Here is a 20,225-nt window from a genome sequence, read left to right on the forward strand (position 1 = left end):
CTGTAGATATACACTTTAACAAATTGTTATTATTATTGCTGCCAAATAATTGATAACAAAAATAATTTTTTATTGTTTGTGCAAGATTGATAATAACTCAAACAAAAAAAAGTCATAGCCCTAATTAAGGGCTATTACATATTTAGCTTTTATCTCTGGTGCAATGCTTCACTGGGTTCCATCAATATTATTTTACGAGTAGGGATATATGTTGCTATGAAAACCATTATTATGATGATAATTGGCATGGCAACTAGCCCTATAAAATAGCTACTATGATTAATTATCATAGATTGTGTGAGCTGAGTTATTATCCAAAGAGATAATGAGATACCTAATGTAAGTCCTAGGCATAATTGCTTTGCTGCTTGGTTCATAAATAGTTTGAACACTTGTTTATCACGGGCACCTAATGCACGACGAGTCGCTATTTCTTGGCTTCTCAATGTAATGCTATTGGCTGTAACAGCATAAATTCCTGTGGTAGCAAGGAATAAAGCAACTAGACCACACCATAAAAATATTTTGTTAACTGCATTAACTAACATCATAGGTTGTGCTATTAAGTTATCATAACTTTGAATATGATAAGCAGCGACATCTGAGTCTATATTATTAATTTCTTTAAGTAATGAAGTAGTAGCTTGTGATTGTGAACCTGTATAATGAACCGCTATATGCGTTATTGTATTCCACCGATTCATGACGCCATAACCCGTGTGTTTTGCACTGGTTTTTTCCATCACAGAGCCGTGAACAGAATCTGAAACAATCCCAATTATGGTTCGCCAACTTGAATATTTACCTCCTCTACGAACAGAGCGAATACGCTGACCAATTGCATCGCCATTAGGAAAATGATCTTTAGCCATAGATTCATTTATAATGATGCTTTCTTCTTTGCTATCTATATCTCTGAAATCAAAATCACGACCTTTGATTATGCTCATCCCTACAGAATGCCAAGAATCCAAACCGACACCTTCGAAATTCCAAACTGGGTTTTCGTCAAACACCTCAGCTGGTTTTCCTTCGGTTTCATAGTGAGATGTTCCCCCTCCAGTACCAGGAAAGGCGCTGAAATACCCGACACTATTAACATTAGGCAATTGGGTTAATTGATCTTTTAATTGATAGTAAAAATCGTACCTTTTCTTTTTTGATTCAGGCGCACCTCTATTCCAAGGGTAGCTTGCCGTAGGTAACAATAATGTCGCTGTGATCCTATTTTGGGTTTCAATGCCATAATCGGCATTTTTTGCTGAGTAACTAGTACTGAGTAGTATTGTAGCGATAACTAATACGACACAAGATAATCCTATTTCACAGACTACTAAAAGCTTATTTATCTTTCCTGATTTCTTCCCAGTAGCGCCTCTAGTCCCATCTTTTAACACCGCATTAAAGTCACCAGATAGTGCACGCCAAGCTGGAATAAACCCAGTTAAGAATATCATTAATGCGATAGTTACTAGTAAAACTATAATTGCATCAGCACTGAGACTAAGTTGCCACCAAAAAGGTTTTTCACCATTAATTGCAAAAATCTGTTCTAATACATTATTGGTTACTTCTAATCCATATCCAGCTATTAAAATTGCAATTAAGCCACCTAAACAGCAAATAAATATGCTTTCCCATAACATTTGCAATACCAGTCGCTTTTTTTGTATACCTAATGCAATTCGTATTGCAACATCTTTAATTTGCTCATTAACTCGGGCTAATAATAAATTACCGATATTAATACAAGTTAAAATCAATATGAGTATAACCATGAGCATCATAGCTATAAAAACTGAGTAATGCTGAAATATAGCATCATGGGTTAACTTAAAATGAAATGCCTTGATATATCCCCCGGGACTGGATGCACGCCAGGAAAACTCTTGTGGTAGATCTTGATAGTGTTTTTGTAATATAACCTGCATCTCTTGCTGAAATTGAGTTAATGAAACACCTTTTTTTAAACGCCCTACAGCCCAAAAACTATCATACTTTGAAGGTTTTGTTGGGGTGAGATTTTTCTCTGCTAAAGGTTGCCAGATTTGGGCTGTAGCAGGTAGTGCAAAACCTTGGGGCATAACACCTATTATCTGTGTAACCACACCATCTACCACAATGCTGGTCCCTATAATATCTCTATTGCCTGAAAGCATGTTTTGCCATACGTCATAACCAATTACAGCCACAGATTCTGCGCCTGTAAACTGATCTCTTGGGCTAAATCCTCTTCCTAAAATCGGCTGAATACCAGCAACTTCAAAGAGGTTCCATTGCGTTAAACTCGCATTCAGTTTTTTGGTACCTAGTTTGTTATCCAGTCCGTTTATTGTTCTGATCCCTGTAGTGTAAAGGCTCATACCTTGTAGCAACTCTGTTTGAGTACTTATCTGATTTAGATGATAGGGATCAGCAGGTCGTCCTTGCGCATAGGATTCTTTAAACTCACCTTCGATGGCGATTAAGGGAGTATCATTATCGAGCGTAAGAGGCTTGAAAATGAGTTGGCTAAGTAAAGAGTATGTATATAAAGTGAGTCCTAAACCAATGGCTGCAATCAGGACTGAAGTAACAGTAAATATAGGTCTTTTATGTAGCAACCTGACGGCATATTTTATATCGAGCCAAGAAAACATAGATTTATCCTTTTTATAATTTCTTAATTACACAGCAATAGCTGATGTTTTGATATGGCTTTGATCTGATACAATTTTTCCGTCAAAGATTTCTATTACGCGCTGAGCTCTAGCCGCTGAACGAGGATCATGCGTTACCATGCAAATAGTTGCGCCTTCGCTATGAAGTTGGTCAAGCAGTGCCATAACGAGTTGAGCGTTTTTAGAATCTAAGTTTCCTGTGGGCTCGTCTGCTAAAATTATCGAAGGATTACCGCAAATGGCTCTGGCAACAGCTATACGTTGTTGCTGACCCCCTGATAATTGTGATGGAAAATGATTTGCTCTATGGAGCATGTCGACTTTAGTTAATGATGCTTTCACCATAGCGTCACGCTGTTTTTTATTTATATCTTCACGATAACTTAAGGGGAGTTCAATATTCTCAGCTACTGTTAAATCACTGATTAAGTTAAAAGATTGAAAAATAAAACCAATTTCTTTATTGCGAATGATAGCGCGTTCATCTGAGTTTAAGTCGCAGACATCATGACCAGATAATCTATAACTACCATTACTTGATATATCTAACAAACCAAGTAAAGAGAGTAGGGTAGATTTTCCGCAGCCAGATGGACCTGAAATTGATAAATACTCCCCTTTATTAATTTTCAAGTTAATATTACTAAGTGCGTGAGTTTCGACTTCATCGCAGATAAATATCTTTTTGATATCACTCAGTTCTACTATTGGTTTGTTATTATTATTTTTCATATTTATTCCTAATTTAATCTAATTTGTTGATGATTTTTCCATGATGAAACATCTGACACTATGATGTTTTCTCCAGAATTAAGGCCAGATTGTATTTGAATATATTTTGTTGATACCATGCCAAAAGTTACTTTTTGCGATTTGGCTGATTCTCCAGTTTCATCTAATCTGTAGACAGTTGTTTTTGCAAAGCTTGATGCAAGCATGGGCCGTTTAACAAATAGCGTATCTGTAAATTGCGCAATTTTTATTTCTCCGTCTACCGTGAGTTCAGGTCTAGCCTCTTGTGGTATGTCACTTGTTAGTTCCACATCTATTTCTACTGAGCCATTTATAACAGCGGGATCTATTCGTTTTACCTTGCCTGTAATTTTGCTAATGCGGGTATCTATGATCACAGCTTGGCCCAATGCGACATCCTTGATCTGTTTTTCAGGGATCCTAAGTTCAGCGATGAAATCTCCATTTTTTGCTAATCTTGCTAGATTGGTACCTGAATTGACTTGCTGTCCTAACTCAACCGACATTACTTGTACTATGCTATCCATTGTCGCTCTGACTTTCAGCCCATCAAATTGATCTTGGGCTCGCTTTAAAGTGCGATGCATTCGACTTAGCCTAGCCTGAAAAGCTTTTCGTTGCGCTTTGACTGTTTCTTTTCTTTTATCTAAGCGTTTAAGCTCTAATTGCCAGCGCTCTTTAAATTGAGCGACATCTATTTTTACTTCCTCATGCTCTATATGAGATACAGTAACTAAGCCTTGTTGTAATAACTTCTTTTGAGCATTTAAAGTTAATAACGCTCTTTCATAATTTAACTTTTCATTGATCACTGCAGCTTCTTGATCTAATAAATCGGCTTCTAATGATACGTGTTGGGCGTTGAGTTCAGCAGTAACTTCTTCTATTTTCCATTTGGTTTCTTCAAGGTTTTGAACAAGTTGAGGATTACTTAATTCTAAGAGTAAGTCACCGGTTTTTACTTGAGATCCAGGTTTGACAAAAATGCGATCAACCCGTCCTTGCACATCGGTTGCAACCCAACGTATGTCTTTTGGTACTAATATGCCAGTGCCTCGAACAGAGATATTTAATTCTCCGCGTTTCACTTGATCAATGAGTAATGTATTTTTGCTGACAATAAAAGTCCCATTGTTAACATCAAAAATGAAAAATATAGGTAAAGCGATGAATAGCAAAAGAGATAATATGCTTAATATTCGCTGATTTTTTTTATTCTTTGATTTGGTACGAACGATATCCATAAATTAACTCAAAGTGATTTTATATTAAAACTTATGAGCAACGCATATGCCAAATTGTAATTTATTTATATATCAGGTAGTTATAGTTTAAGTATGATGTGCAGTCTCGATATCGAGATTTGAAATAAGTGGCATATTCTCGATATCGAGATTCTATTAAATTAATCTGTATTGGCTTTTATTTTATATTTCTGTATCTGTTTTGTTTTTTAATTCTTTTTATAATCGTTTCTAAATATTTTTAGAGAAATAAAAAATGAAATTAGAATTAACCACATCGGCTTCTAAAGAAGACGCAAAAACCATAAGCCAAGGTATTATTGAGTTTAATAAAAAAGCAATTCCAGATCTTGAGCCAAATGAAGCTGAAGTTAACTTTTCAGTATTTGCTCGAAATGATTTGAATGAAGTAATAGGCGGCATTCGCTGTATTTGCTACTGGAATACTTTACATATCGAATTATTATGGCTTTCAGAAGAATGCAGAGGGCAAGGTATAGGCAATAAACTTATAGCACAAGCTGAAGTTTTTGCATTTGAAAATGGTTGTGAAAAAGCCTTTGTAGAAACCACAAGCTGGCAAGCAAAACCTTTTTATGAAAAGGCGGGCTATGAACATGTGGCCACTTTACCAGATAGACCAAAAGGATACGCATCTCATTATTTAACTAAAACCTTATAAAAGCATTTTCCCCTATCCTCAATGTGACCCTATACACTTAGGTTATAGTTATCCTATTTATTTGAAATAGACTTTATATAGCTGTAGGTTAATTTGTTTAACTGGCAGCGTGTTTATATCGCTGTTAGTTTTTTAATCAAATATGAATTTTAAGTGCAAAGTATTCAGTGGTTTAAATGTTTAAAAATTGGGCTTAAAACAAGAATTATAAATATATGTTTCCAGTAGGATAAGTATAAATGGTAAAACAAAAACGCCTCTTAGTTAAAAAATTAGCATTAAGTGCGCTTTTAGTAATGAGTGCAGGCCAGTTAAGTGCAGCAACTAAAAGCCATATTGATGATAGCGCGGCAATTATTCGATATGACACTATACATCATCCTGTAATAGGCGAAGATGGCATGGTTTCAAGTCAGCGTATGATCGCCAGTGAAATTGGTGCACAAATATTAGCGCAAGGTGGAAATGCCATTGATGCTGCGGTTGCTACAGGTATTGCTTTGGCTGTGGCATTACCTAGAGCTGGTAACTTAGGTGGTGGTGGTTTTATGCTTGCGTATATTGCTGAAGAAGATAAAACCATAGCAATAGATTATCGCGAAATGGCACCTAAAAAAGCACATAGAGATATGTTTTTAGATAAAGACGGCGATGTAGATAATAAAAAAGCACGTTTTAGTCATTTATCATCGGGTGTACCAGGTACTGTTGCAGGTTTGTCTTATGCTTTAGAAAAGTATGGCACTATGAGCTGGAAACAAGTAGTCACGCCTGCAATAAAACTAGCTGAACAAGGTATATTGGTATCATATGATCTATCCGAAAACCTGAAAAGCCGTAAAGCTTGGCTTACTTCAAATAAAGCAACTGCAGACGCTTATTTTAAAGCGGGTGGTGAGCCTTACCAAGCTGGTGAAACTTTAGTGCAATCAGATCTTGCATGGACTTTGAAACGTCTCGCTGAAAAAGGCCCTTCAGAATTTTATCAAGGTGAAATTGCCAAACGTATTGTAAAAGATATGGCTAAAAATGGTGGCTTGATCACGCTGGATGATATGAAAAACTATAAGATAGCTCAAAGAGAAGCGATCACAACAACTTATAATGGGTACCAAGTCGCTTCTATGCCACCTACGAGTTCTGGTGGTGTACACATAGCACAAATGCTTAATATTCTAGAACATTTTCCTATAAAAGAAATGGGATATGGTAGTGCAGATGCAACACATTTATTGTCTGAAGTAATGAAACTCGCTTACGCAGATAGAAGTGAGTATTTAGGCGATCCCGATCACTTTAATGTACCAATTAAAGGCATTACCAGTAAGCTTTATGCAAAAGAGTTAGCAAATAAAATTTCACTTTCAAAAGCTAAACCTTCAAGTGAAATTAAACCAGGAAATCCAGCACCTTATGAAAGCCCTGATACAACCCATTTCTCTGTAATGGATAAGTATGGCAATGCGGTATCAAATACTTATACGCTTAATTTTTCATATGGTTCTGGCATTGTGATCCCTGGCACTGGCATATTAATGAATAACGAAATGGATGATTTTTCATCTAAACCTGGTGTGCCAAATGGTTTTGGTTTAATTGGCGGCGAAGCGAATTCAATTCAACCATATAAACGTCCGCTTAGTTCAATGACACCCACTATGATCTTTAAAGATGATAAACCTTATGTAGTTTCGGGTAGTCCAGGTGGTAGTCGCATTATTACAACTGTTTTACAGGTTTTAATTAATGTGATGGATCATGATATGAACATTGCTGCTGCAGTTCATGCGCCTAGAGTCCATCATCAATGGTTACCTGATAGATTAGAGCTTGAGCCAGGATTTAGCCCTGACACTTTGAAACTATTACAAGGTAAAGGGCAAAATATTAAGCAAGGTAAAACTATGGGCAGTGTGCAATCTATTATGTTTGATAATGGTTTGTTTTATGGCGTATCAGATCCGCGCAGGCCTGATGCTGGCACGGTTGCTGTTAAGTTTTAAAATAGATTTTTTTAAAAAGTAGATGCGAGTTTGCTAAAATAAATTCTCATCTTTTTCTATTAATTGTGGTGAGCCAAATGCATTGAAACGCGCTGGTTTATCTATTTGATGCGCAATTAAATTAGTTGGTATATGAGGGGATAACAAAGGCTCAAATTGTGAAGTATCATTAAATTCAGGATCTAACCAAGCATTAATGAGATTGTGATCTTGAGGCAATATCAGTGGCATGGCTTTACTGTGAATATGTTTCAATTTTGAGTGAGGTGGTAAAGTGATCACTGAACAACTTAATTTAGTTTCGCCAGTAATATTATGGCGCCACTCTTTATAAAGCCCTCCTAATAATAAACCGCCTTTTTCTGCCTGCATATCATAATAATGCAGAGGTTTTTTATTAACAAACTCTGTTTCACCAAATCCCTTAACAGTTAATATACAACGCGAATTTCTATAAGATTGAAATCCAGCACTGTTTGGTGTGTTTAATTTGTCATATCGGGTATTAAATGATGTAAATTTGGATGGTTTAAACCCTGTATCGGTTTGATTTAATAAGAGCCACCAAGTTGCGTTTTCTACTCGGCGTTGTTGCCCGATATTTCTCACAATAGACACTTCTTTTGCAGCAGATTGAAAGCGACTATCAATCGGCCTATCAATAATTTTATTGATTTGTAAGCTGGTATATAGTCCTCGAACTTCACTATCAAAGATGGCATTTAGCCTACCGCACATTATTTAACTCACTTAACTAGTCTGAATCTATGTTTATTTTCGACCTATATGACATTAATAGATAGGACGAAAGTTTTATTAAATTTCAAATGAAAAAATTATTTAAAAATAGTATTGAATTTTTCAATGCATTTCAATTTGTTATCCATATTTGAAACCGGTTTATAGCTAAAAACAAAAAAAGAAATTAATACCCATCGTTGACAAGAGACTATCAGTCTCTTATATTTTAGTTAAGAGACCAGTAGACACTAAGGGAAGTGATGAATTGGCAACGAGCTAGTACTGATGAAAAAAAGAATGAAAGAAAAGAGGCGATATATAAGGCTGCTTTTACCTTATTCAAACAAAAGGGTTATGAAAATGTGAGCTTTAATGGCATTGCTGTTGAGGCCGGATTTACGAAATCGAATATGTATCGCTATTTTAGCTCTAGAGAAGAAATATTTTTGAATGTGTTTGCGGTGTTATTTGAACAATGGTTTGAAGATTGTTGCAAACAGTTACAACAACTTGAGCAAAATGAATCGATACCAGTATTTGCACAAACTTGGGTTGAAACACTGATGTTACATCCTAAGTTTTTAGATTTGACGCCATACCTTTTTGTATCGTTAGAAAAGAACAGTTCTTATGAGCAATTACATGAATTTAAAAGTTTAGCAAAAGGTCTATTGTATCAAATTACTGTTGAGATCTGCAGGATATATCCTGAGTTTTGTACTGAAAAAGCATTTAAGTTCTTAAACCTGAGCCATGCCGCATGTACAAATTATTGGGCGGCAACTTTTCAAAGTGATTCATTGAAAAAGATATATCAACAAGAAGAGTTTCAAGATTTAAAACCTGATTTTAAACAAGACCTAATGAGTTCAGTTGAAATCATAATTCACGGTCTAAAAGCCAGTTAATACAACTGGTGTAAATAAAACTGACTTTAATATTTGTAATTTAATCAATATTTAATGATAAACAAGGTAAACCCAAATGACACATCGCGCAGAAAACACCATAAAAGTTAATGTTTGTGCTTCAAAAATCTGGAAAGTTTTAGAAGACTTTAGCAGTGTTGAAAAATTCGCTACAACGATTAAGTCTTCTCCTATCGTAAATGATATCAGTACTGGATTAGGTGCTAAAAGGTTATGTACCTTTAATGATGGTTCAAGCTTAGTTGAAGAAATCATTGAATTTAATGAAGGGCAAGGCTATAAAATGGTGCTTTCTGAGTTTTCGTTACCTTTAAAAAATATGTATGCTCAGATGAGCGTGAAAGAAATTGATGAAAACAGTTGTGAAATATCAATGTCATCAGACTTTGTCGTAAAAGGCGGACCTTTAGGCTGGGTAATGGGGCGTTTAATTATGAAACCAGTAATGAAAGGCGTATTCAAAAAGGTAATGAGCGGCTTAGCTTATCATAGTGTTACAGGTGAGTTGATTGGCGAAAAATTACCTATTAATGAAGCGATGAATAAAATCGTTATTAATTAACTCTGAAATTATAAAGTACAAAGCCCATTATAAATGGGCTTTGTACCATTGTTTTAAATGAGTTATACAAAAGTTACCCACTGATTCTGTGCATAAGTTTTAAATGGAGAACAATTTTTAGTAATGAAGATTGTTGTTTATTACTGCATTTTTAATTGCAAAGTGTCTATTGTTGCGCTTTATTTCGTCAAGCTGACTAGTAAGTATTCAAAATACTTTGAAGAAATTAATAATCTGTATTGAACTATTTAATTAATTTGTTTTTTGCAATAACACACTTTAAAAGTGATTAAATTTTCTGCGATGCTATTTTAAACTGGTTTTGTTTTAATTTTAGCTAACAGAGAATTTATAGAGTAAGGAAATTTGTAAGGCTCGTTTTAAAATAAGTATTTTAAAACGAGCCTTTATTGTATTAATTATTGATATGACCCGGTATAACATAGGTTTGCTTGAATTATGTAGTATAAAGTTTAATTCAAATAACTATTGAAAAACCTATGAGTAGATAACATATATGGCTAGTACCTATTATGTTTTTCAGATCTTAAATTTAAAGGAATAAGTGTGGTTATAAAGCTTAGTACTGTCACAAAAGAAAATTATGAATCGGTTTGCGAACTTGATGTATTAGAAGAACAAAACGATTATGTGGCCTGCAATATGTGGTCGTTAGTTGAGTCACAATTTAATGATGGATACGAAACTCGCGCCATTTATTTAGATGATAAAGAGGTTGGTTTTTTTATGTGGGTACTTGAAACCCCTGATAAAATTTCGATTTGGCGATTTATGGTAGATCATCAATATCAACAAAAGGGCATAGGCAGAAAAGCGCTTGATTTGGCTCTAAATGAAATTAAACAAGTTTCCGGATTAAAAAAAATAGAGATTTGTTATAACCCAAAAAACCCAGTTGCTAAGTCATTTTATTCAAGTTTTGGCTTTAATGAAATTGGCATGGATGAAGATAATGAAGACATGCTTGCCATTATAAAACTATAAACAGCTTTCATTTATTTAGGGATTAATTGTGAGTCATTAGCTAAAATAATAGAAATTATAAAAGTACATTTGACTCCCTAATTACTGGCTCGAAAAAGAAACTGCACGCGAAACTATAAATATTTAAGCTGTTGAATTTATTTTTTTAATTGATATTTCATAGGCCGTTGCAGAAATTTAAACACGTTAACAGAGCAATAAGAAATAATGTTTAATGAAAGTTGATGATATAAGAGTATTTATCTCTAGTTGAAAACGTCGAGTGCAGTTTTTCATCAGAAATTTTAGAGTGTTGAACTTGTAAATAACCTAATGCTGCAGCTAATCGTATTAGATATAAATAATGTATTTAATTAAATATGAACTAATTAAGTTTGAGCCTAGGGGGGAAGTCATTTATTTATGGGGATCTTAAGGAGACCTTTGGCATGTTACGAAGTTGAATGATTAAATTGCTCATTGAGATATCACTTTCGCTAATCAGAGACTTCAACACCTAAGTGAACAGCGGTGATTTGTTGCTCTTTTAGTTTATCCCAAAGTAAGTTTTTAAGCTGTTCAGGAAATACTTTTATTGATTGTAACTCAGCTCTTGTAAACCATTTTAGTTCTGTGATTAAGTGTTCTGTATTTTGAGTGTTGGCTATATTTTTTAAGCTTACTTCACCTTGAACAGAATTAATTAAATAATATTGTTCGACATGGTAAATGTTGCTACTTTTTTCAAAAAACTCTTTAATAAACATTAAAGGTCCAACTTCAGCGGTTAAGCCCGACTCTTCAAATACTTCGCGTTTTACAGTTGCTTTTGTTGAAGTATCAGTTTCTTCTAGACCTCCACCTGGAGGAGCCCAATAATGATAATTTGCATGTTTATGCTTTAGTAACATAATTTTGTCATCAACAACTATAATGCCTGCAGCTCTTATTCTATGTTTCATAATGATGTTTTTATTTTTCATGATTAATCGCCCAACAATAATTGGGCGATTGTACTAGAGTTGAATTTACATAGTGTGGAAAATAAATAAAATTATTTATGTTTAACGATACGACCTGACTTCATTACAAAATCAACATCTAATAATGCTTCAATATTTTTAAGTGGGCTATTATCTACCGCAATAATATCTGCAATTTTTCCTATTTCTAAGGTGCCTAGCGAGTCACTTTTACCGATTAAATCAGCAGCATTGATTGTTGCTGATTTGATTATTTCATTTGGTTTCATGCCTGTTTGATACATTAATACTGCTTCACGCGCATTGTTGCCGTGGCGAGATACGCCACTATCGGTACCATAAGCGATTTTTACCCCGGCGTTAACTGAGCGTTTAAAGTTAGTAATCATATCGCCGCCAACTCTGATTGCCTTGGCTGCAATCACTGGCGACATAAAATCACTATTTTTTGCCATGCCAACAACAGTATCGCCAGCCATTAATGTTGGCACTAAATATGCGCCAGTTTGTTTGAATAGTTTTATGCTTTCTTCATTGGCATAACTGCCATGTTCTATACTGTCTACCCCAGCGCGCAATGCTGCATTTATGCCTGTTGCTGCATGAGCATGACTTGCTACTTTTCGGCCTAATGCATGGGCGGCATTGACAACTTCGGTTAATTCATCATCTGCCATTTGTTGTCCTGTGCCAGTATTGGTATCAGATAATACACCGCCGGTAGATGTGATTTTAATGACATCAGCGCCGTATTTTATTGCGCGACGTGTTGCACGGCGACAATCATAAGGTCCATCACATATAGTTTGTGCTGTATGCATATCTAATAAATCTGGACTCATACCATCAACATCGCCATGACCACCCGTTACAGCAACATTGCTACCCGCCGCTATAATTCTTGGCCCATCAAGATAGCCTTTTTTAATGCCGTCTCTTAATGCAAAACTTTGTTCAGGGCTACCGCCTAAATCACGTACTGTTGTAAACCCTGCCATTAAAGTTTTTTTAGCAAAATAAGCACTTTTAACAAGCTTGTCTGCGTCTGACATTCTCAGTTTTTCACTATCATTTTTAGGGCTGAACTCACCTTGTAAATGTACATGCATATCCATTAAACCGGGTAAAACAAAGCTAGATGATAAATCAATTAAAGTCGCATTTTTTGAAATTTCTTTTGGCTTAACAAAGCCTTTTTTTACCGCTGTGATAACGCCATCTGTGATCACTAAAGTTTGGTTTTTTACAGGTGCTTTACCAGGAATTGATAAAAGTGACCCAGCATGGATCACCTGTGTATTTGATAATGCCGATGTGGAAATCAAACTGCTTGTAGCGAGTGTGCTAAGGCAAATTGTTTTAATTATGGAATTCATTGAATGCGCCTTCTTTATTAAAGAGTTATTTATTTTTATCGGTTTACTTTATCACTTGTTAAAAATTTATGAATCATGATGCGATAAAATTGTGTAATTACATGATGAATTTAAATATAAAATTGAATATTTTCGGCTCAGTGAGTGAAAAGTTATATTAAGAAAATAAAATCAGCGGTTTACGACAAGGACTTATTAAAATTCTAAAATAAAAGACAATAAACTAAATTTAACTTAAGTTTTTATATATGAAATGAAATTTAATATATCAATTAGTTATTAAGAAAAAATATTTTCGGAATAACTTCATATAAAACAGATAAGTACCAATAAAGATAAATATATTGAAGTTTTTGAGTTTACACTTGCTTTATGACAGCGTTGTCTTTTTTGGTTTGATTTTAGTTTATTTAAAACAATGAGTTATAGCTATTATGTTTTCTGTGGTAATGATTTCTTGTATATTAAAGTTTACAGTAGTTGATTGTTGTTAACAAAAGGATAATATTTACATCTTCTCATTAACACTATTTAATGATTTTGTTCCTGTAGCGGAACTAAACAATAAAAAAGAATTTCAGGGGAAATTATGGCTTTTAAAAAAACGTTACTAGCAACAACAATTGCGCTGTGCAGTGCAACTGCTTTTGCTGATATAACGAATTCTACTTTTGTGTTAGCAGCAGGTGATCCACTTACTCCTCAGCAATGGCATCTACAAAATACAGGGCAAAGTGGTTTTTCACAATCTTCAGGTATTGCTGGCAATGACTTAGATATTGATTTTGCACATTTGATGGGCATTAAAGGTCGTGGTGTAACAGTATCAGTAATCGATACCGGTGTTGAAATTGCACATCCAGATTTAGTTGCTAATGTTGTGCCTGGCTCAGTTAATTTGGGTGATGGTACGGATTCACCTACTGATACACATGGTCATGGTACTTCTGTAGCGGGTTTAATCGCAGCAACAGAAGGTAATGGTATTGGAGGACGTGGTGTTGCACCTTTAGCAAATTTAATCGGTTTTAATTTCTTATCAAACCAAACTGTTTCAGCTTGGTTTGTATCACATGGTTTATCAGAGGACTTCCGTCAGTTAGACCGTTTTACAGATCCTCGTGTATTTAACCAAAGTTACGGTAGCACACCAGCTACGCCTCAAAAGCTAGATTATGTAGCAAACCCATTTGCAGAAGTGCAAAACTTAGTAATGCAAGATATTACAGAAAATAGCCACTGGGGTCGCGGTGCTGTTTATGTAAAATCTGCTGGTAACTCTTTTGGTTCATATAATGCGTATTATCAAGGTTTGCCTATTTTAGTATTACCTTATGAAAACCGTGAGTTTTTTAATAATAATGGTTTACCATTCCACAGCTCAAATATAAGTGCAGATAACAATAACTATTGGAACTTAGTTGTTTCAGCAACTAATGCACAAGGTAAGTTATCTTCTTACTCATCAGTGGGTTCAAGTGTCTTTTTAACTGCTCCAGGTGGTGAATTTGGTCAAAATGCACCTGCTATGGTAACTGTTGATTTAATGGGATGTGACAGTGGTTCAAATGTTACAGGTGAGCACGCTAACGCATTACATGGTGGCTCAGAACTTGATCCAAACTGTGATTATACAGGTACTATGAATGGTACTTCGTCTGCAGCGCCAAACACATCAGGTGCTATTGCAACAGTTATGTCAGCAAACCATGCTCTAGATGCACGTACAGTACGACATTTACTTGCAACAACAGCACGTAAAACAGATGCTGATAATACTGGTGTCGCACTTTCTTTTGAAGATACAACTGGTGAAGTGGTTAGTTATGACGCAGTACCAGCATGGCAAACAAATGCTGCAGGTTATAATTTCCATCACTATTATGGTTTAGGTGCTGTTGATGTTGATGCCGCAGTTTATAAAGCATTATTCACAGGTGTTTCATTACCTGAACAACAAATAACACCTTGGCAGACAACAACTGCTGATGCTCAGATCCCTGATGCTTCTTTAGTGGGTGCACAAAGTGTTATTTCTAGTGAGTCAGATCTGACTGTTGAATCTGTTCAAGTTAAACTGAATATCGATCATAGCCGTTTACGTGATTTATCTATCGAACTTATTTCACCTGCTGGCACACGTAGTATACTTATGAGTGCGCGTACTGGTTTCTTAGGTGGTAATGAAGGTGGTTACACTGACGCAGTTATGCTGAATACACATTTTTATGGTGAGCAAGCGAAAGGTGATTGGACTATCAAAGTACTAGATACTGATAAAGGCACTAGCTACACATTAGGATACAATCAACAAGTTGGCTTAATTGGTTTTAATAGCCGAAATAATGAAATTGCTGGTGTTTTAAAAGACTGGTCTATTCGTATATTTGGTCATTAATTAGGAGTTGTAACCATGAAATTATTAATTTTAGTAAGTAGCCTTTTAAGTACATCTGTTTTAGCATCACAACCAAGCGTTGCTGATTTATCTAAGCTTTCTATTACACCAGTAGAAGCATTAAAGTTAGTTAAAAAAAGTGTGACTATTAATGGTGTTGTTTATCAACAAGAAGCAAAGCCAAATTTAAATAAACGTGCTCTTTCTAATCACATTGAGATCCCAAGTTTAGTCATTGGTGAAGTTGTTAATAGTACTGATGGCTTTACAGCATATGATGTTACTGGTGAGATAATTGTTAAACTAGCTGGTGATGTAGATTTAGATACTTTTAGTAAAGATAATAACCTGACGATTAAGCAGGCTTATAAAAACTTTTATATCTTAAAATCTGGTGATAAAACAAATTTATTACCGCTTGTTGAGCAGTTACAAAGTTTACCAAATGTTGTTTCTGCAACAATTGATTTAGCAGATAAAGGTATTAATACACATTAATTTGTTTATTTTACTTTATAAAAAACCCGCTTGTTAGCGGGTTTTTTTATGTTTATTAATTAAGTAAAATTAATAAAATAATTAAGTTTTATTACTTTTTAATATACTCACTAAAAGCGCAGGTAAAAAACTCAGAGTTAAAACTGTAGAAAAAATAATACCGCATAAAACGATAATACCGACACCGCGATATAACTCAGTACCATCACCTGGTATTAACACTAAAGGCGCTAAACCGAAGACTGTTGTAGCTGTTGACATCAGAATTGGCATTAAACGTTTTTCTACCGCAGCTTTTACGGCATCAATCACATTACTACCTGCTTTTGACATATTTTTAAGTGTTTGATCTACAATTAATATCGGGTTATTTACAACTGTTCCTAAAAGAATTAAGAACCCTAACATAGTGATCATATCTAAAGGTTGATGAAATGATGCGAGCCCCATTTGAGCTAATAGGGAATTAACGCCATTTACTGATACTAAACCCAATAGTCCGCCTGCCATGCCTAAAGGTATTGTTGCTAAAATAAATAGCGGATACCGCCAGTGGGTGAAAATGGCCACCAATAATAAATAGCTTAAAACAATAGAAATAATAAAGTTTGAAGATAATGACGCCTTTGTTTCTTCAAGTTGATCTGCAGCACCACTGATAGTTAGATTGATCCCTTGGGCAATTTTGCCATTTTGAAGTAAGTTGGTAATTAGCTGCGTTCTTACCATTTCTTCTGCATTTTCTAATGCGATATTTTTTGGAGGGATAATATAAACAGAAACAGTACGTTTACCATCAACCCTGCGTAAACTATCACTGCTATAGTTTTCTTTCATATCAGCGAGTGCACTCAATGGCATAACTTGGCCTGCTGGTGTCATAATAGATGAGCTAGATAATTGCTCTAGGCTTTGTTTATTGCCTGCACTACTAAATATAAATACATCAACTTTACTGTCTTCTAAAATAAACTCATCAACATAAGCGCCATCACTAAAAGCAGAAATCGCATAACCTAATTCACTGTTGGTTAAACCTAGCTCAGCGAGTCGGTCCCATCTTGGCTTAACTTCAATGAGTGGTTGGTTTAAACTTAAAGAACTCGGGTTAGAGTTGATTTGAGGGTTGTCAAAAACCACTTCTGCTTGGTCATAAACTGCTTGTGCTGCTTGATACAGTTCGATTAAATTTGGGCCTGAGATATCTACCGCGACAGCGCGAGTTCCGCCATCATTACTTGAAATAATTGAACCACGAGAAGAAAATGCACGCATATTCTCATAACTTTTAAATTTAGCTGTTACAGCATCCATCATAGCTTGGATATTACTCGGATCGCTCGGTCTACTTAACATCCAAATACGGCCTGCCGATACACTCATTGAGTAATAACTGAGCGGTGGCATATCAGTTTTACCATTGTCAAAATCATTATGCGCTGCGTTAATATGGAGATCAAAATAATCTCTTAGTTCTAATCCAATGCGTTGCATTTCACTTAAATTGTAGCTAGGTGGGGCAATCATGATTGAAAAAGCTTTAGGTTCTTCACCTTCAGGTAAATACTCTGTAGCAGGCATTAAAACATAAGCGAGCATCAGGATCGCAACTGAAAATGAGGCGACCGTACCAATGGCTCTTGATTTAGTTTTAATAAAGAAGCTTACAAATTTAATCCATTTAGTTGAGAGCTGTAAGTGATTTTTTTGCGTATCAGATTTATTTTTATCAAAGTTAGCAATTGCAACTGGCACTACAAAAATTGCAACTAACATAGATGCAATGATGGCGCCTGAAATCGCTATGGCAATATCAGAATAAAGCTGGCCGGCTTCTTGTTGAACAAATAATATAGGTGCAAATACTAATATTGTTGTTGCAGTGGATGCCAATACCGCAGGCCATACATCTTTAACACCAGCAATTGCAGCATCAAACCTTTCTAAGCCTCGCTTTTTTGCTTGCATAATGCTTTCTAAAACAACAATGGTATTATCTACCGTCATACCAATAGCAAAGGCGACACCAGCAAGTGAAATAACATTGATTGTACGATTAAATAGCATGAGTCCTAAAAATGCAGCTATGGTACACATTGGGATCCCAAGTATGCCAATCATAGTCACTTTAGCCGAGCGTAAAAAATAATACATAACTAATGTGGCTAACAATGCGCCTAGAATTAAATTAAACCACACATTTGAAAGTGAGCTCTGCACATATTCAACATCATCGCTTATTAATAGTAATTCAAGACCATTATGCTTTAATAGATCAGCATTGATTTTTTCGACGACAGAGCGCATATCTTCTTTGATTTGGATAACATTGGAACCACTTTCTCTGCGAACAGATAAACTGATAGTGCGTTCACCATCTAAATAAGAAAGGCTTCGAGTTTCATAATGATCAAGTACCACTTCAGCGACATCTTTAAGGCGAATATTAATGTTGTTTTTACGTTCGATTATTACATTTTCTAATTGAGCTACATTTTCAAATCGACCAATTACACGAATTAAATATCGCTGTTTTTGTGTTTCAATATCACCAGCAGAGGCATCTTTATTACGATTTCGAATGGCATTTCTAACAGTGTTTAAACTAATACCTCGCTGAGCAAGTCTTGAAGGATTGACCTTTATTTGGATTTGTTTTGCTGCACCACCACCGACTCTGATCTCAGATACACCTTGCACACTTTCCATTCTTGGGCGTATGTAATCTTCGGCATAATCTCGGATCAAGTCCATATCTAAATCAAGTGGGTTACCTTTATTTGGCTTTAATGAAAAATGCATAAATGCATTACTCGAAAAAGAACTTGAAACAAGTCTAGGTTGATCAACATTTTCAGGATAAGAAGAAACTTGGCTTAAAGCATTATTTACGTTTATCATGGCATCATTGACTTCAACCCCAAATGGAAACTCTAGCTCAATTGTAGCTTGTCCCATGCGAGCAATAGATGTCATGCGTTTTAAATTAGGTAAGCTACGTAAATATCGCTCTTGCTCAATTAAAATGTCTTTTTCTACATCTTGTGGTGTTGCTCCTGCCCAACCTGTTTGTACAGAAATTGTTCTTACTTCTAAGTCGGGAATCATCTGTACTGGGATTTTTAACGCACCTACTATGCCTAATATACAAATAATAGATACAATTACAGCAACTAAAGTGCCTTTATGTATGACAGCTTTAAACACTAGATTACCCCTTTATTATCTTTGATTGATACAGAAGTGCCATCTACTAACAATTCACTGCCAGAAATAATAATAGCTGCGTGATCAGGTACGCCTAATAGGGTGACTTGGTCAAAGTTAGTTTGTACTAATTGCACTGCTAATCTTTTTATTTTGTTATCTATAACTGAGTAAACACTATAGCTATCATCAGGGTGACGCTTTAAAGCGGTTTTCGGCAAAGTGACTTGAGTTGCTTGTTGGCCAGACAGAGACAGTTTCACCTTCGCCGACATTCCTGGTACAAGTTGCGTATTTTTAGGTAGATCAATACGTGCTTGAAATGTGCGACTGATTGGGTTTGAAACAGTTACAAATTGAGATAAATTTAGTTGTATGATGTCTGTAGGAGAAGTATCTGGGATCACAGATGCGTTTACAGCAGTACTTGTTTTAATTTGATTAAAATACTCTTGAGGAATATTGATAAAGATACGTAAAGAATCATTAGATACTAACTGAAATGTCGGGTCTTGTTGCGCTATCCATTCACCCACATCTATATTTCTTTGCGCAATTACGCCTGAAAAAGGGGCTGTTAATGCGTGTCTTTTTAGGATTTCTTTTTGTAAATCTACCTTAGCTTGCTCTTGAGTCATTAAAGCTTTGCTTAATGCTAGGTTTGCTTTACGCTCCGATAAAAGCGTTTCTGCGATTACTTGCTTTTGGGCCAGCGCTTGTATTTCATTTAATAAACGTACATTTTCTTGATATTGTATTTTTGCTGAATCTAACGTCGATTTGGCTTGCGCTAACTGAATTTTAGCTAATGTATCATCGAGTTCTATTAAAGTTTGCCCTTTAACAACCGCATCACCAGCATCTACTTTGATTGATTTTACAATGCCTGCTTCAAGTATGGTGAGTTGAGCATTATTTAAAGCTTCTACATTTCCGCTAAGTGATATTTCATAATTCTTAATTTCTTGTTTTGAATATACAACCTCAACGTTAAGTGGTTCAGCTTGAGCCTTTAGACCTAATGATGTAAACAGCAAAAAAAGCTGAATATAAACAATATTACGCATATATAACCTTAAATAAATTTTGATAAATTGAATTAATATTATGCAATTTATCAAACGCAGCGTGAACGGAACGTGAAAACAGTTCTCATTTAGAGTCAGAGAAATGAACCTGAAATATTTAAACATGCTAATTAAGGT

15 protein-coding genes are annotated in these 20,225 nt (G+C 35.2%); 7 read left to right on the forward strand and 8 right to left on the reverse strand.

Translation table 11 applies throughout. The features are described 5' to 3' along the window. Positions 1-149: 149 nt before the first annotated feature. The 3 genes from KO527_RS22890 to KO527_RS22900 are packed head-to-tail and all read right to left on the reverse strand — an operon-like array spanning position 150 to position 4,657. Positions 150-2,639: an FtsX-like permease family protein gene (locus KO527_RS22890; RefSeq protein WP_216042561.1), complete on the reverse strand. Its 2,490-nt coding sequence runs from the start codon at positions 2,637-2,639 to the stop codon at positions 150-152. A gap of 27 nt (positions 2,640-2,666) precedes the next feature. After that, on the reverse strand, positions 2,667-3,392 hold the full coding sequence (locus KO527_RS22895) for an ABC transporter ATP-binding protein (RefSeq protein WP_216042562.1): 726 nt from the start codon (positions 3,390-3,392) through the stop codon (positions 2,667-2,669). A gap of 8 nt (positions 3,393-3,400) precedes the next feature. Next, complete coding sequence (locus KO527_RS22900; protein WP_216042563.1) at positions 3,401-4,657, reverse strand: HlyD family efflux transporter periplasmic adaptor subunit; 1,257 nt, start codon at positions 4,655-4,657, stop codon at positions 3,401-3,403. A 256-nt stretch (positions 4,658-4,913) separates the two neighbouring features. Between KO527_RS22900 and KO527_RS22905 the strand changes: the two genes are divergently transcribed. Together KO527_RS22905 and ggt are read left to right on the forward strand one after the other, a co-directional pair. After that, on the forward strand, positions 4,914-5,339 hold the full coding sequence (locus tag KO527_RS22905; RefSeq protein WP_216042564.1) for a GNAT family N-acetyltransferase: 426 nt from the start codon (positions 4,914-4,916) through the stop codon (positions 5,337-5,339). A 239-nt stretch (positions 5,340-5,578) separates the two neighbouring features. After that, on the forward strand, positions 5,579-7,342 hold the full coding sequence (gene ggt / locus KO527_RS22910) for a gamma-glutamyltransferase (RefSeq protein ID WP_216042565.1): 1,764 nt from the start codon (positions 5,579-5,581) through the stop codon (positions 7,340-7,342). A gap of 33 nt (positions 7,343-7,375) precedes the next feature. On the opposite strand, the gene KO527_RS22915 is transcribed toward ggt, so the two are convergent. Beyond that, positions 7,376-8,080: an SOS response-associated peptidase family protein gene (locus KO527_RS22915; RefSeq protein WP_216042566.1), complete on the reverse strand. Its 705-nt coding sequence runs from the start codon at positions 8,078-8,080 to the stop codon at positions 7,376-7,378. 263 nt (positions 8,081-8,343) lie between these two features. Here KO527_RS22915 and KO527_RS22920 point away from each other — a divergent pair, with 263 nt between their 5' ends. The 3 genes from KO527_RS22920 to KO527_RS22930 all read left to right on the forward strand — a co-directional run bounded on the left by KO527_RS22920 (position 8,344) and on the right by KO527_RS22930 (position 10,579). Then, complete coding sequence (locus KO527_RS22920; RefSeq protein WP_216042567.1) at positions 8,344-8,991, forward strand: TetR family transcriptional regulator; 648 nt, start codon at positions 8,344-8,346, stop codon at positions 8,989-8,991. Positions 8,992-9,067: 76 nt separating this feature from the next. After that, a complete protein-coding gene (locus KO527_RS22925) occupies positions 9,068-9,574 on the forward strand; it encodes an SRPBCC family protein (RefSeq protein ID WP_216042568.1) in 507 nt (168 codons plus the stop codon). A 561-nt stretch (positions 9,575-10,135) separates the two neighbouring features. Then, positions 10,136-10,579 (forward strand): GNAT family N-acetyltransferase, encoded by a 444-nt coding sequence (locus KO527_RS22930; RefSeq protein WP_354668654.1) that lies wholly within the window; start codon positions 10,136-10,138, stop codon positions 10,577-10,579. A gap of 476 nt (positions 10,580-11,055) precedes the next feature. Here KO527_RS22930 and KO527_RS22935 read toward each other — a convergent pair whose 3' ends face one another. Together KO527_RS22935 and KO527_RS22940 are read right to left on the reverse strand one after the other, a co-directional pair. Then, entirely contained in the window at positions 11,056-11,541 is a 486-nt protein-coding gene (locus KO527_RS22935; protein ID WP_216042569.1) for an NUDIX domain-containing protein, read from the reverse strand. Positions 11,542-11,612: 71 nt separating this feature from the next. Continuing rightward, positions 11,613-12,917 (reverse strand): amidohydrolase family protein, encoded by a 1,305-nt coding sequence (locus KO527_RS22940; RefSeq protein WP_216042570.1) that lies wholly within the window; start codon positions 12,915-12,917, stop codon positions 11,613-11,615. A 589-nt stretch (positions 12,918-13,506) separates the two neighbouring features. Here KO527_RS22940 and KO527_RS22945 point away from each other — a divergent pair. Further along, complete coding sequence (locus tag KO527_RS22945; RefSeq protein WP_216042571.1) at positions 13,507-15,315, forward strand: S8 family serine peptidase; 1,809 nt, start codon at positions 13,507-13,509, stop codon at positions 15,313-15,315. A 15-nt stretch (positions 15,316-15,330) separates the two neighbouring features. After that, positions 15,331-15,813 (forward strand): hypothetical protein, encoded by a 483-nt coding sequence (locus KO527_RS22950; RefSeq protein WP_216042572.1) that lies wholly within the window; start codon positions 15,331-15,333, stop codon positions 15,811-15,813. A gap of 81 nt (positions 15,814-15,894) precedes the next feature. On the opposite strand, the gene KO527_RS22955 is transcribed toward KO527_RS22950, so the two are convergent. Continuing rightward, a complete protein-coding gene (locus tag KO527_RS22955; protein ID WP_216042573.1) occupies positions 15,895-19,020 on the reverse strand; it encodes an efflux RND transporter permease subunit in 3,126 nt (1,041 codons plus the stop codon). Further along, positions 19,020-20,087 (reverse strand): efflux RND transporter periplasmic adaptor subunit, encoded by a 1,068-nt coding sequence (locus tag KO527_RS22960; protein WP_216042574.1) that lies wholly within the window; start codon positions 20,085-20,087, stop codon positions 19,020-19,022. Before KO527_RS22960 ends, KO527_RS22955 begins: the two co-directional genes overlap by 1 nt. Between the last annotated feature and the right edge of the window lie 138 nt (positions 20,088-20,225).

Source organism: Pseudoalteromonas sp. C2R02 (genome assembly GCF_018860845.1).
Classification (GTDB): domain Bacteria; phylum Pseudomonadota; class Gammaproteobacteria; order Enterobacterales; family Alteromonadaceae; genus Pseudoalteromonas.

Bases quoted from the DNA above. Each gene is read 5' to 3' on its own strand.
- KO527_RS22935 (WP_216042569.1), bottom strand. From the start codon at position 11,541: ATGAAAAATAAAAACATCATTATGAAACATAGAATAAGAGCTGCAGGC.
- KO527_RS22895 (WP_216042562.1), bottom strand. From the start codon at position 3,392: ATGAAAAATAATAATAACAAACCAATAGTAGAACTGAGTGATATCAAA.
- KO527_RS22915 (WP_216042566.1), bottom strand. From the start codon at position 8,080: ATGTGCGGTAGGCTAAATGCCATCTTTGATAGTGAAGTTCGAGGACTA.
- KO527_RS22945 (WP_216042571.1), top strand. From the start codon at position 13,507: ATGGCTTTTAAAAAAACGTTACTAGCAACAACAATTGCGCTGTGCAGT.
- KO527_RS22940 (WP_216042570.1), bottom strand. From the start codon at position 12,917: ATGAATTCCATAATTAAAACAATTTGCCTTAGCACACTCGCTACAAGC.
- KO527_RS22920 (WP_216042567.1), top strand. From the start codon at position 8,344: ATGAATTGGCAACGAGCTAGTACTGATGAAAAAAAGAATGAAAGAAAA.
- KO527_RS22925 (WP_216042568.1), top strand. From the start codon at position 9,068: ATGACACATCGCGCAGAAAACACCATAAAAGTTAATGTTTGTGCTTCA.
- KO527_RS22890 (WP_216042561.1), bottom strand. From the start codon at position 2,639: ATGTTTTCTTGGCTCGATATAAAATATGCCGTCAGGTTGCTACATAAA.
- KO527_RS22950 (WP_216042572.1), top strand. From the start codon at position 15,331: ATGAAATTATTAATTTTAGTAAGTAGCCTTTTAAGTACATCTGTTTTA.
- KO527_RS22960 (WP_216042574.1), bottom strand. From the start codon at position 20,087: ATGCGTAATATTGTTTATATTCAGCTTTTTTTGCTGTTTACATCATTA.
- KO527_RS22905 (WP_216042564.1), top strand. From the start codon at position 4,914: ATGAAATTAGAATTAACCACATCGGCTTCTAAAGAAGACGCAAAAACC.
- KO527_RS22900 (WP_216042563.1), bottom strand. From the start codon at position 4,657: ATGGATATCGTTCGTACCAAATCAAAGAATAAAAAAAATCAGCGAATA.
- ggt (WP_216042565.1), top strand. From the start codon at position 5,579: ATGGTAAAACAAAAACGCCTCTTAGTTAAAAAATTAGCATTAAGTGCG.